This is a genomic window from Plantactinospora sp. WMMB334, from assembly GCF_049179095.1.
Taxonomy (GTDB): domain Bacteria; phylum Actinomycetota; class Actinomycetes; order Mycobacteriales; family Micromonosporaceae; genus Plantactinospora.
This window is the reverse complement of record NZ_JBMHME010000002.1, coordinates 564,758-577,414: the sequence shown is the minus strand read 5'-3', so window position 1 is coordinate 577,414 and position 12,657 is coordinate 564,758. Positions and strand designations below refer to the sequence as shown.

Annotated in this window: 9 protein-coding genes; 3 read left to right on the top strand and 6 right to left on the bottom strand. The window is 68.6% G+C overall.

What is annotated here, in order from left to right; genetic code table 11:
- Positions 1 to 18: 18 nt before the first annotated feature.
- The 4 genes from ACN27G_RS02500 to ACN27G_RS02485 form a co-directional block, all read right to left on the bottom strand.
- A complete protein-coding gene (locus ACN27G_RS02500; RefSeq protein ID WP_421491159.1) occupies positions 19 to 408 on the bottom strand; it encodes a hypothetical protein in 390 nt (129 codons plus the stop codon).
- A 77-nt stretch (positions 409 to 485) separates the two neighbouring features.
- On the bottom strand, positions 486 to 1,880 hold the full coding sequence (locus ACN27G_RS02495) for an alpha/beta hydrolase (RefSeq protein WP_421491158.1): 1,395 nt from the start codon (positions 1,878 to 1,880) through the stop codon (positions 486 to 488).
- Positions 1,873 to 2,724, bottom strand: coding sequence for a hypothetical protein (locus ACN27G_RS02490; RefSeq protein WP_421491157.1), 852 nt, complete (start codon positions 2,722 to 2,724; stop codon positions 1,873 to 1,875). Before ACN27G_RS02490 ends, ACN27G_RS02495 begins: the two co-directional genes overlap by 8 nt.
- Positions 2,725 to 2,976, bottom strand: a complete 252-nt coding sequence (locus ACN27G_RS02485) for a hypothetical protein (protein WP_421491156.1) — start codon at positions 2,974 to 2,976, stop codon at positions 2,725 to 2,727.
- 448 nt (positions 2,977 to 3,424) lie between these two features.
- Here ACN27G_RS02485 and ACN27G_RS02480 point away from each other — a divergent pair, with 448 nt between their 5' ends.
- A complete protein-coding gene (locus ACN27G_RS02480; RefSeq protein WP_421491155.1) occupies positions 3,425 to 6,604 on the top strand; it encodes a type I restriction endonuclease subunit R in 3,180 nt (1,059 codons plus the stop codon).
- Positions 6,605 to 6,726: 122 nt separating this feature from the next.
- Positions 6,727 to 8,343: a protein kinase domain-containing protein gene (locus ACN27G_RS02475; protein ID WP_421491154.1), complete on the top strand. Its 1,617-nt coding sequence runs from the start codon at positions 6,727 to 6,729 to the stop codon at positions 8,341 to 8,343.
- Positions 8,344 to 8,406: 63 nt separating this feature from the next.
- On the opposite strand, the gene ACN27G_RS02470 is transcribed toward ACN27G_RS02475, so the two are convergent.
- Positions 8,407 to 9,438: a CBS domain-containing protein gene (locus ACN27G_RS02470; protein ID WP_421491153.1), complete on the bottom strand. Its 1,032-nt coding sequence runs from the start codon at positions 9,436 to 9,438 to the stop codon at positions 8,407 to 8,409.
- Positions 9,435 to 11,237: a GmrSD restriction endonuclease domain-containing protein gene (locus ACN27G_RS02465; RefSeq protein ID WP_421491152.1), complete on the bottom strand. Its 1,803-nt coding sequence runs from the start codon at positions 11,235 to 11,237 to the stop codon at positions 9,435 to 9,437. Before ACN27G_RS02465 ends, ACN27G_RS02470 begins: the two co-directional genes overlap by 4 nt.
- A gap of 413 nt (positions 11,238 to 11,650) precedes the next feature.
- Between ACN27G_RS02465 and ACN27G_RS02460 the strand changes: the two genes are divergently transcribed.
- On the top strand, positions 11,651 to 12,382 hold the full coding sequence (locus tag ACN27G_RS02460; protein WP_421491151.1) for a hypothetical protein: 732 nt from the start codon (positions 11,651 to 11,653) through the stop codon (positions 12,380 to 12,382).
- The last annotated feature ends 275 nt before the right edge of the window (positions 12,383 to 12,657 follow it).

Sequence of the window (12,657 nt, the reverse complement as noted above, 5' to 3'; positions counted from 1 at the left end):
CTGGTGGCCGGGTCACGACTACCGTGGCGGCCGAGGCCCGTACTTGCGTTCCAGTTCCGCCCTGTCGTCAAGAGTCAGGTGACGGGTGGTGCCGCGTTGCTTGTCTTCGGCGTCGATCGCAGAGGCGCTTATCGAGCTGAGCGGGTCAAGCCTGCTCAGCCAGACCAGCCGGACGGCCTCGTCGAGGAAGGGACCGAAGTCGGCTCCGGCCTTCAACGTCGCGGTCACGGATGCGCTCGCGGAGTTGCTTATGTTGTTCTGGTACCCGACCTTCACCCTGACCACCTCGCGCCGTGCCGCCAGCGCCTCCTGAATCTCGGCGGCGATCGCATCAGACTCCGCCCGCTCCTCGGGTGAATCCGCCAGCCCGCCACAGGATGCGACAGCGAGAAGCATGATCGTGGCCACCCCGGCCAGCCCGCCCGCACGGACCGCCTGGCACCCCCTCGACCACCGCATCGTCGGCGTCCTCCTGTCGACTCGCATCAGTGCACCCTGTGCAGTTCATAAACCTTCGACTCGACGGCCTCGCCGTTCAGGAACGCGCCAGCGCTGTCCCGGTACGCCTGCACCGACGGATCGGTGCTCCGGTCCAGTGCGTGCGCGGCCGGCAGGTACGCCGAGCCGGTGCCGTGGTTGTCGCCGATGGAGCCGTTCTGGTCGTCGAAGGTGACCGTCGTGTGGTGGGGCCGGTCCGGGTTGTCGGTGGCGTCGAGGTGCGGCACGATGTCGCGCGCGTTCTCCAATGCCAGCACCTGCACACCCGCCGGCACCTCAGTGTTGCCGATCGGGGACCCGGCCGTGACGACGTGCGTCACGTTGAACGGAAAGCCGCCGGTAGCGGTGTCCTGGGCGGCCTGGGCGGCGACCATCCCACCCTGGCTGTGCCCGACCAGCATCACCGGGTCGTCGGTGCCCGCCCCGGCCATCCGCAGTGCCTCGGCGATCGCGTGCTGCCGGGAGGTGGTGTCGCCGCCGAGCACGTGCACGTTGGTGCCCATGTCGTTGAGGAACGGACTGTCGGAATCCCACGGCATGTTCATCTCCTTGGTGCCGGGGATGTCGACCACATACGCCGTGCTGCCGTCCGGATGCGTGATCACCCGTACGTCGATCTGGTCCGGCTCACCAGCGCCGGACTCTCCGTTGCGGTAGTTGAGGCCGGCGATCAGGTCACCGAAGCCCTGCGGCGGGGTGGTCATCTCGTCGCGCGAGGTGTCGATGTTGGTGCCGGTCCCGTTCACGTCCGGCACGGTGACCGAACAGGTGCCGTCGTCGTAGAACTCGCCGAGCAGGTCCGCCGCGCCCGGCACGTCGCCGACCATCGGGGCACCCGGCACGCTGCTGATCAACCCCGGACCCAGCCCGACCAGGGTGTCGACGATCCCGGGATGGTCGGTGATCATCTGCTCCCAGTCGACGTCGTCGGCCACCAGCGCCCCGGCGGCGGCCAACGGCGCCAACGGCAGCAGCGTCACCGGCCCCAGCACGCCCGCCTTGATTCCGGTGCCGAGCCCGTAGCCGAGCGCCCAGCGCAGCGTCTCGATCGTCCGGGCCCGCTCCTCGTCGACCGCCTGGTAGGAGGCGACGACGGTCCGCAGCGCGATCGCCCGCTGCCCGAACCCGACCGACAGCGCGGTCAACCCCTGCGGGCCGTCCAACGCCCGCAGCAGGCCGGCCTCTATCCTGGCGAACCCGTCCGGGTGGAGCACCGCCGAGGCCACCAGGTCCGGATCGGCGAGCATGCCGTGCCCCTGCACGCCGATCCCGGCCAGGTCGCGGGCGAGGTCGTCGCTCTGCCGGGCCAGCAGGCCGATGTCCTCGTACCGGGCACCCGTCCCACCGGCGCCGCCGCTGACCTGGAACTCCGGATCACCCATCGCCGCCCTCCACAAGCTGTCCCAGGTACGGCGCCAGCCACACCCCGATCTCCTCCCGCGCCACCGGCCGCACCGACACCATCCGCCGGCCCGAACCATCCGGCTCCGGACGCAGCCCGAGCCAGCCGCCCTCCGTGGCCAGCCAGACCACCTGCGCCACCCCCACCCCGGCCCCGCTGCGGCCGCCCACCAGCACCCGCAACACCCCGGTCGTACGCGCCCGTACCTGCTCGACCAGCCGCACCTGTACCGCCGTCAACCCCAACGCCGCCGCCGCCTCCGCACGCCCGGCCGCCCCCGCCAGGTCACCCGAGCGGGTGTAGTCGGCCAGCGCCGCCAGCGGCAGCCGCCCCGACACCCGCGACCCGCCGCCGCCGAGCGCCCGGCCGAGCCGTCCCGCCGCCCCCGCCAGGTCCCGTTCCCCCGGTACGACCCGGACCAGTTCACGCCCGAGCGCCACCGCCTCGAACATCGACAGCTCGACAGCACCGTCGGGCAGCCCGACCAGGGCCGCACCCGCCGGCCCGGCCACCGCCGCCACCGCCCGTACCGAGCGCCCCCCGACCGACGCCTCGACCCGGATCACCACCCGCGCGGCCGCGAAGATCGCCAGGTTCGCCAGCACCTCCTCCGCCGGCCGGCACTCAAGCGGATCGTCGTCGGCACTCACCACGCCCCGGGCGGCCAACGCCTGCCCGGCGGCGCGCAGGAGGTCCGGCTCCGGCTCGTCCAAGACGTCGAGCCCGGGCGGCGGAGCCAGCCCCGTGCGACGGACCAGCAGTGTCCACTCCGGAGCGGTCAGCACCAGCCGGTGTGCCGGCAGCACCTGACCGTCGGCGCCCACCTAGAGCACTCCCCTGCCCCGGAGGATGTCGCCGACCTCCAGCCAGCGCCGGTCGCCGGAGGCCGGCAGGTTGCCGGGCCGCACCGGCCAGCCCGCCCACGGCGCCTCCATCGCAGCCCTCAGCAACGGGCCGCCGACCAGCGGCGCCAGGTCCCTCATCCGCTCCGCGGTCCCGGCGAACCACACCCTGGCCTGCTCCTCGATCCGGGCGATCAACGCGATCAGTTCCCGTACCTCCTGGGCGTGTGTCAAGCCCCGCATCCGCCACCGCGTCCAGCTCGTCCGCGACCTGGTCCGCCCGCACCCGGTCCCGGCCCACCTGATCCCGATACGCCTGCGCCGACACCGACACCCACCGCGCCGCCTGCCCCCGCCGCTCATGGTCCGCCGCCCGCTCCCGGACCTCGACGGCCCGCTGCCGCAGCCGACCCGCCAGCCGATCCAACTCGTCCGGATCCCCATACATCCGAAGCACGCCCCCGTCCCTCCAGGCAACAGCCGCAGCGGACCGCCGACAGACACACGGAGCATCGAGATCATCGCCGTCCGTCAATACATCGGACTCAGCGTGCCGGACCGGGTCAAGGCCCCGCAAGCCAGATCGCCGGCCTCCCGACGCCCGGGCAACGCCCCGGATGGCCACGGCGCAGTAGGCTCCAGCGGGAGTCCGGCGGGCACTCGGCCTGGTGCGGGAGGCGAGATGGCGGTCCACCACGAACGGGCCTTCGGCGACGCGATCGTCGCGGCCCTGCTCGACAACGGCTGGACGGAGGGCGGCAGGGCCGACTACCGGCCCGAACTCGGCCTCGACACCCATCAGCTCTTCACCTTCATCGGGGCGACCCAGCCGGACGAGTGGGCGGACCTGGTCACCTACTACGGCGGCGACCCGGCCGACGCCCAGCGCGGGTTCGCCAAGCGGCTCGACCAGGCGATCGCCAGCGACGGGCTACTTGACGTGCTCCGGAAGGGCGTCAAGGACCACGGGATTCGGATCCTGCTCGCCTACTTCCGGCCGTCGTTCGTCGAGTCGGACGCGATCCTGGCCGACTACCGGCGCAACCGGCTGACGGTGGTCCGGGAGCTGGCGTACGCGACCAAGCAGGCCGACCGGGGCAACGCGCTCGACCTGACCCTGTTCCTCAACGGCATCCCGGTCGCCACCGCCGAGCTGAAGAACCCGCTCACCGGCTCCGGCGTCGAGCACGCCAAGGAGCAGTACCGGACCGAGCGCGACCCGACCGAGCTGATCTTCTCGCGCCGGGTGATCGCGAATTTCGCGGTCGATCCCGACCTGGTCTTCGTCACCACCCAGCTCCGGGGCACCAAGACCCGGTTCCTGCCGTTCAACACCGGCAGCGCCGGACCGGGACGCTTCGGCGGCAAGGGCAACCCGCCCGCCACCGAGTTCGGCAGGTACGCCACCTCCTACCTCTGGGAGGAGATCTGGCAGCGGGACAACTGGCTCGATTTGCTGGAACGCTTCGCCCACCTGCACCAGGAGAAGGGCGTGGACGGGCGTACCCGAAGGGTTGTAATCTTCCCGCGTTACCACCAGTGGCACGCGGTGAAGCAGCTGACCGCGCACGCCGCCCGGCACGGCGCCGGGCAGAACTACCTGGTGATGGCGTCGGCCGGCTCGGGCAAGTCGAACACCATCGCCTGGCTCGCGCACCGGCTCTCGTCGCTGCACACGCCGACCGATCCGGCGGCGCTCGACCCCGACGCGCGCGCCGCCGGCCTCCGGCCCGGCACCCCGGTCTTCGACAAGATCGTCATCCTCACCGACCGACGCAACCTCGACGCCCAGCTCCGGGACACCGTCGGCAGCTTCGAGCAGACCGCCGGACTCGTGGTGACGATCGACGAGAACTACGGAGCCAAGTCCGAGCAGCTCGCCAAGGCGCTCTCCCAGGAAACCGGCAAGATCGTCACGGTCACCCTGCAGACCTTCCCCGCCCTGGTCGACTACCTGCGGCGCAGCCCGACCGAGATCCGGGGCAGCCGGTTCGCGATCGTCGTGGACGAGGCGCACTCGTCGCAGTCCGGGGACGCCGCCACCGACGTCCGCCGGGTGCTGCGCGACCTCGGCCTCGACGCCGACTCCGACGACGCGGGCGCCACCAGCGCCGCCGGCCCGCAGACCACCGACGACAAGCTCACGGCCGGCGCCCGGCGGCGGCAGCACAGCGGCAACCTCTCCTACTTCGCCTTCACCGCCACGCCGAAGCACAAGACCCTCGAACTCTTCGGCAGCCTCGGCGAGGACGGCAAATACCACCCGTTTCACACGTACTCCATGCGCCAGGCGATCGAGGAGGGCTTCATCCTCGACCCGCTACGGAACTACGCCACCTGGGCCACCTACTGGAAGCTGATCACCAAGGGGCCGGACGAACGCGAGGTCGACTCCGCCAAGGCCAACAAGGAACTCGCCCGCTACGCGGTGACCCATCCCTCCACCGTGGCCCAGCACGCGCAGATCGTCGTCGAACACTTCCGGGCGCACACCGCCGGCCGGCTCGGCGGCCGGGCCAAGGCCATGGTCGTGACCGCCTCCCGGCAGAGCGCGGTGCAGATGTCCCGGGCCATCAAGCGGTATCTCGGCGACCGTGACTACCCCGACCCGGGCGTCCTGGTCGCGTTCTCCGGCACGCTGCGCTACGACGACGAGGACATCACCGAGTCCAGGGAAAACGGCGGGCTGCCGGAGAAGTCCCTGCCGAAGGCGTTCGGCTACGTCCGGGCCGACGACCGGAGCGCCCGCGCCGGCACCACCGCCGGCCAGCGCGAATACCGGATCCTGGTGGTCGCGGAGAAATACCAGACCGGCTTCGACCAGCCGCTGCTCACCACCATGTACGTCAACAAGAAACTCGCCGGCATCTCCGCCGTGCAGACCCTCTCCCGGCTCAACCGCACCGCGGACCGGAAGAGTCAGGGTGACCTGGCGGTGCTGGACTTCGTCAACGACGCCGAGGAGATCAAGAAGGCATTCCGGGACTTTTTCGAGGAGGCCGAGACCCTGCCCTCGGACCCGAACCTGCTCTACACCGCACAGAGCCGGGTGATGTCCCGGCCGCTGCTGGTCGAGGCGGAGATGCGGGCGTTCGTCGAGGCGTACCTGGCGGCCGAGGAGCAGGCCGCCGGCAACACCGCGAAATGGGCGAAGCTGCACGCCGAGCTGTACCGGCACCTCGCCCCCGCCGTCGAGCGTTTCGCCGCGCTCCTGCACGGCGAGGACGAGGAGGACCGGGACGGCGCCGAAGCGTTCCGGGCCGACCTGAACGACTACGTCCGCAAATACAGCTTCCTCGCCCAGATCGTCCCCTACGCCGACCCGGACCTCGAACGGCTCTACCTCTACGGCCGGCATCTGCTCAACAAGCTGCCCCGGCTCGGCGACGGCGGCGTCGACATCGGCGAGGTCGACCTGAGTCACCTGCGGGTGGAGCAGACCGGCGAGCACGACATCAGCCTCAACCCGGAAGGTCCGGCCGAGATGCCGGGCTTCGGCGACGGTGCCGGCGGTGCGAAGGAGCCGGAGAAGTCCCTGCTCTCCAAGCTGATCGAGCGGTTCAACGAACGGTTCGGCACCAGCTTCACCGACGAGGACGTCGTCCCCGCCTTCCACGAGGCGGTCGCCGATCCGAAGGTACGGCTCGCCGCCGTCGCCAACGACGACGAGGAAAACTTCGGCCACGTCTTCGAGCCGGTCTTCGAGGAGAAGATGATGGACCATTTCGATACCGTCGCCGACCTCGGCCGGAAGTACTTCGGACCCGACCGCGACTTCCGCAGCTCGCTCAACCGCAGCGCCCGCAGCGCCGCCTGGCGCATGATCCGGCAACAGGAGGGCGTGACGGACGACGCCGCCTGACGTCCACCATCGGCCGGAGAAACGGGCCACCCGTCTACGGTGCGTGACCCGGCGGCTCTGGACTGCTGTCGTGCCGGCGGGAAGACTGTTCCCCGCAGCGGACGTAGCCGAATGCTGGAGGGGTGGCAGTGCGGCCAGAGCCGATCGCCGGCCGTTACGAGTTGGTCGAGCAGATCAGCTCCGGTGGCATGGGCCAGGTCTGGCGCGGCTACGACGCCGTGCTCGACCGCGAAATAGCCGTCAAGCTGATCCGGACCGACGTGATCACTTCGGCCGAAGCCGCCGAGGAGTTCGCGAGACGCTTCCGCCGGGAGGCCCGGGTCACGGCCCGCATCCAGCACCACGGTGTGCCGCAGGTCTACGACGCGGTACTCGACGAGTCGTACGACCGGGTCTACCTGGTCATGGAGTACGTGCCCGGCACGTCACTTCGGGCCTACCTCGCCCCGGGGCAGCCGTTGCCGGTCAGCTGGGCCGTCGCGGTCGCCGCGCAGATCTGCACCGTGCTCTCGCACGCCCATGCCATCCCCGTCGTGCACCGTGACCTCAAGCCCGAGAACGTGCTGGTGACCGAGACCGGCACCGTGAAGGTGCTCGACTTCGGCATCGCCGCGATCCTGCGTACCGACGTCACCCGGCTCACGGTGACGGGCCAGGTCCTCGGCAGCCATCGGTACATGCCGCCCGAGCAGGTCCGGGGCGCCCAGATAACCCCGCAGAGCGACCTCTACGCCCTCGGCTGCGTGCTGCACGAACTGCTCGCCGGCACACCGATGTTCGACGGTGACAACGCGTTCCGGCTCATGCTCCAGCACGTCTCCCAGGCCCCCGTGCCACTACGCACACTCCGCGCCGACCTGCCCGAGGAGATCGAAGAGCTGGTGCTCCGGCTCACCGCCAAGGCGCCGGAACAGCGGCCGGGCGACGCCTACGAGGTGTACGAGCAACTGCTGCCCTTTCTCCCGCTGCCCGGTGCCGTGCCGTCGGCGGTGGCCCAGCCGGCGGGTGCGCCGGACCCGACACTGCTCTACCGTCGCCCCAACGCCCCCCGCCCACGCGGCGAACCAGTTCCTCTCCCGCACGGGTCGGCCGCGCCGGCGCCGCCGTCGGTCCTCCCGCAGCCGTCGGGCAGCACTGCCGGCACGGCGCTGCGGGACCTGATCGACGAGGCCGTCGCGTACTCGAACGACCTGCTCGACGACGACCGCTACACCCAGGCCGCCGAAGCGCTGCGCCGGGTCATCGAGCCGGCCGCTGCCGCACTGGGGCGGGAAAGCCCGCGCGTGCTGCACCTACGCCAGCGCCGCGCGGCGATCCTCGTCATCGGTGGAGACTTCCGCGAGGCGCTGCCCGAGTTCGACGCCCTCGTCGAAGCGTTCGCCCGGACGAGAGGGCCGAACAGCGACGAGGCGATGGCCTGTCTCCGGCAGGCGGCACTCTGCCGGGCCAACCTCGGCCAGTCCACGACCGCACTGCGACAGTTCCGTGAGGTCCTGGCCCAGGTACGCACGGTCGAGGGCGATGCCTCCCGTACCGCGCTGGAGTTGCGCCGCGACATCGCCATGTTGCTGCTCGCCGAGCGGGACGTCGCGCAGGCAGAGGCCGAACTCGTTCCGCTGCACGAAGATCTCCTCGTGGTGTACGGGCCGGACCACGAGGAATCTCAGGAGATCGGCGACATCCTGACCCGCCTCGCCGAGGAACGTGACGCAGCCGGAGATACCGACGCCACGCGATGATGAACGTCAGCCCGTCAGCCCACGCCCCAGCATGGAACGCCTTATGACGTCCTCGATCGTCAACTACAAGAACTGTTTGAGCAGGCCGGAAAACTGCATGAGCTCGTCGATCTGTTGTGGAACGAGCGGCGTGTCGTCGAAGTGGGCGATCCGGTTGCGGATGCGCCGCACCTGATCCAGTTGGTACACGAAGTGTGCCCGGTTCACACCGGTCCAGCCGAGGGTGACCCAGTTCTGGTCGGCGCTGGCCCGTAACGCCCTGTTCGGCTGGTCGCCGTCCAACAACCTCAGGTAGTCGCCGAACATCAGGTCCGAGATCTCCCCGGTCGCCTTGTTCTTCGGCTGGATAGCCCGGACCGGCTCTCCGTTCAGCTTGGGTCCGAGGCAGCAGCGGAGCCTGAACTCGATTTCCCCTACCAGGAAGAACGGCTGCGCAAGGGTGTGGAAGCGGCCGGTGATGTCCGCACCGGTGATGATGCCCTCGATGCTGCCGCTGTTACTCCGGACGAGGACGTAGCCGTGTTCGGCGACCGCTGCCAGATGAGAAAAAAGTGCCTGATGAACTTCGGCGACCGGAAGATCCTCCGTCAGCATCGTGGTGCCGAGGCTGGGCGCCTTTCCCTGTTCGTAGCAGGCGGCGACAGAACTCCAGGTGATGACGCCTTTGAGATGAGAAGTTCCGTCGATGACGGGCAGTTGGGAATAGTTCTTCTGCCGCATCATGTGGATGGCGTGGTGCAGGGGTGCGGTCGACGGGACGGAGTCGACTCCGGCAAGGGCGGAGGGAACGTCTTTGATCTTGAGCGATTGCTGCGGCAGCGCTCCAGGCCGGAAGTCCTCCTCCTCGGCATCCGCCTCGGTCACGTCCGTCTGCTCTGCGGCGACCACGAACACCGTTGCCCCGAGATTGCAGGTGGTGAAGGACGGGACGGTGTCGAGGCCGGCCTCCCGCAACGCGTCGACGATGGCCGGGACTGTCTGGTGGTTGCGTACACGGACACCGAACATGGCGAGTAGCTTGGAGACCGGCAACGTGTTGCCCTTGAGTGCGGTCATCTGCTGCGGCGTGGGTGGCTGCGCGGTCACTGTCGTCACCGATCCGCCTGGTCGCGGAAGACCGTGCGCTTGCCCATGGCCTCGTTCACCAGCTCGAGCAGCCGCTTGGAGCGGTCGGCGTAGAAGCTCTCAAAGTCGTCGTGCCGCAGCGTCGCAGGGTCGATCAGGTGAGTCGCGATCACATCGTCGAACCACTCAGGCCGGGTGCCGGACTCCTGTGCCAGCACCTTGAGATACGCCGAAGGCGAGCCGGTCATGCTCCTGCTGGTGCGGTACGACAGCGGAGTCTTGTTGACGATGGAGTTGCCGCGCCGGTCCTGACCGGAGTGCCGGGCGAACCACGCCTTCGGAAAGACCTGGTGGATGTCGACTGAGTTCTGGACCAGGGTTCCAGGCGTCAACGGCGCCTCGCTGTGATGCCAGTCCATCGCCCCCTGCTTGATCAGGAGGGCGTAGATGCCCTTGTAGGCGGCGCTGTTCCGAGTCGTCAGGCTGTCAAGACGGTCGGAGAGGAAGGCCGCTTCGGTGATCGTGTCAGGTGTGCCTCCCGAGCCCTGTGCCCACGCGATGAGCTGCTCGACGTCCCGGGTGAACCGGCTCTCCGTCGACCCGCCGTACATCTCGCCGAGGACGCCGCACCAGTACCAGCGCACGATGCGCTCCAGTAGCTCCGGCTCGTCAGTCTTCTCACCAAGGATGGCCCGGACCGCCGCCAAGGGCACGAGTTGGGTCCGGTAGGGCAGATCGGCGGAGCGCACGATGCACTGCCGGTGCAGGAACTCGCCCACCCACTCGAACGCGTCCGCGACCTGCGGCGCGACGCGACGGAAGTCGTCGAGCGGCAGGGCCAGCAGGTCGCGCCGTTTGCAGGCGACGCCGGCCGCGCGCCTGTTCTGCTTTCGTTCCCAGGTGACGACCAGCGTGACAGCCTGAAGGAAGTCGCTGCTGCTGAGCCCGTCGGTGAGGCCGTACTCGAGGCGCCCGAAGACGGGATAGGAGGTTGCCAGCCTCTTTTTGATGTCGTGCCACACGTCCGGGAGCCGGTAGTAGGTCTCGTGCTCACGCTCGTAGTCCTGGTCACCCGCGTAGGTCGCGGTCAGCAGTTCGAAGACGTTCAGCGGGACACCGCCGGTGTTCACCCGTTCGAACACCGAGCACACAGCGTCCTTGGTGGTCGAGGCACCGAGCCTGATCATGGGAATCTGGAAGGACCCGACGTTGTTCAGCACCTGTTGCTGGAACTGGGCCCACAGGTCCCAGTTGCCGTCGTCCATCCTGACGAACTCTCGTTGCCAGGCCGTCATCTTGTCACCGTCGAAGACCTGGCTCAGCGGAAAGTAAGCGGCCCGACACTCCTTCTCGGTGCTGCGGAGATCAAGGTCCACCCTGCGTGCGAAGTCCGAGCGCAGTACACGGTCTTCGGGCACGGAAACGATGGCATCGTCCCTGTCCGCAGGTGAGCCGACGGCCTTGAGGATGTCGACGTAGTACCAACGTCTGAGTTCCTTGTTCCGGTCGTCGACCGTCCGAACCGGTCGGGTGAGGTGCAGCGACTGGAACAGCGAGGTCAGCCGTTGTTGACCATCGAGAAGCAGCAGGCCCGGGGTCACACTGCCGGCGTCCTCCGCTCCGGTGAGCGGGCGTGCCCGGAACGGCGACGAGCCGCCGGTTTCCAAGGTCATCACGACGCCGAGTGGATAGTCCAGGGTCACCGTGGCGATCAACTCGCGTATTCGCTGGTCATCCCACTTCCACTCACGCTGGAAGTCGGGAAGCTGGATCACACCAATCTTGATTTCTTCCAGGACTTTTTGAAGCTTGGGACTGTCCAGCGCCACGACGTCTCCTTAGATGTCCACTGAGCGCAACCGGCGATGCTATCGATTCCACGATCCCGGCGTCAACCCACCAGCGGCAGGGGCGCTCGTCCGGTCCAGTGCCGGCCGTGAGCTCGCAACACAGCCCCTCGTGCCGGACGATCTTCCCCGTAGTTCGGCGACTGACCAATAGCCCTCATGATCAAACCGGATCGGCAATGGAGTCTTTCAGCGAGCTGCGCCTTCGTCCTCGCCGGAACGGGCCTACTCCGCGACAAGTTCGACCTGAAGCTCGGCAGGTGTGGCCGTGCGGCTGTCCTCGATGGAACACGCGGACAGTACGGCGTCCACCGTTCAACGGTCTGGCGCAGCGTTCGCTCGGCTGGTCGAATAGGGAACCCAGCGGGCACGCGACGGCTCAAGGAGTTCAAGACATGGCAACAGACGCCCACGATGGACCGGCTCCGGAAGCAGCCGTACGTGGGCAGCGAGTCCTCGACCTCGTGGACAAGGCGATCGCCGTCCAAGGCCCGCTGGTGCGCAAAAACATCGTGCGGGCCCGCCAGCGGAATCCAGCTGCGACGCCGGCACAGGTGATCCGCAATCTGGAGCGGATGTACGTCAGCGCGTTGACCGGTACGGGTGCGGCAGTTGGCGGAGCCGCGGCGGCGCCCGGCGTCGGCACGGGCGTCGCACTGGCACTCTCGGCGGGCGAGGCTCTTTCATCTCTTGAGCTGAGCGCCGTCTTCGCGCTCTCGGTCGCCGAAGTCCACGGGGTTCACATCGACGAAATCGAGCGCCGCCGGACGATCGTGATGGGAATTATGCTCGGCGGGTCCGGCTCCGCCACCATCACCAAGGTCGCTGAGCGTACGGGGCAGCACTGGGGGCGTCAGGTTGTCGCCAAGGTGCCTGTCGAGACGTTGCGTCAGATCAACCGGATCTTGGGGAAGCACTTCGTCACAAAGTACGGCACCAAGCAGGGAATTATCGTTCTCGGTCGAGTGGCACCGTTCGGTATCGGCGCGGTGATCGGCGGTGGCGCCAACGCCGCCCTCGCCACCCTGGCCGTGCGGGCCAGTCGCCGCGCATTTGGCCCACCCCCCACGTCGTGGCCATCGGTGACGTGCAGCGCCCCGCCAACGTCCGAGGACTCGCATGGCTGACCCTCGGTGCACCGAAAGGCATCGAGCACCCCCACCTCCGCCAGCGCAGTCGACTACGGCACTACAGGCTCCGGTCATTGCCCTGCGTTTCCGAATCACCAACAGCAGGGCATACCGGCAGCACACGGCGCCTTTTCACCTACTCAGAACAGGGAGTCTACTTGATGGAGTTCAGTGAACGGGTCGCCGCGCTCGCCACAAAGGTCCGGAATCAGCGGGACGCGATTCAGACGGAAGAAGCTGCCAAAAATGCTTTCGTCATGCCGTTCATTTCG

Excerpts from the sequence above, each read along its gene's own strand:
- ACN27G_RS02480 (WP_421491155.1), top strand. The coding sequence starts at position 3,425 with ATGGCGGTCCACCACGAACGGGCCTTCGGCGACGCGATCGTCGCGGCC.
- ACN27G_RS02460 (WP_421491151.1), top strand. The coding sequence starts at position 11,651 with ATGGCAACAGACGCCCACGATGGACCGGCTCCGGAAGCAGCCGTACGT.
- ACN27G_RS02495 (WP_421491158.1), bottom strand. The coding sequence starts at position 1,880 with ATGGGTGATCCGGAGTTCCAGGTCAGCGGCGGCGCCGGTGGGACGGGT.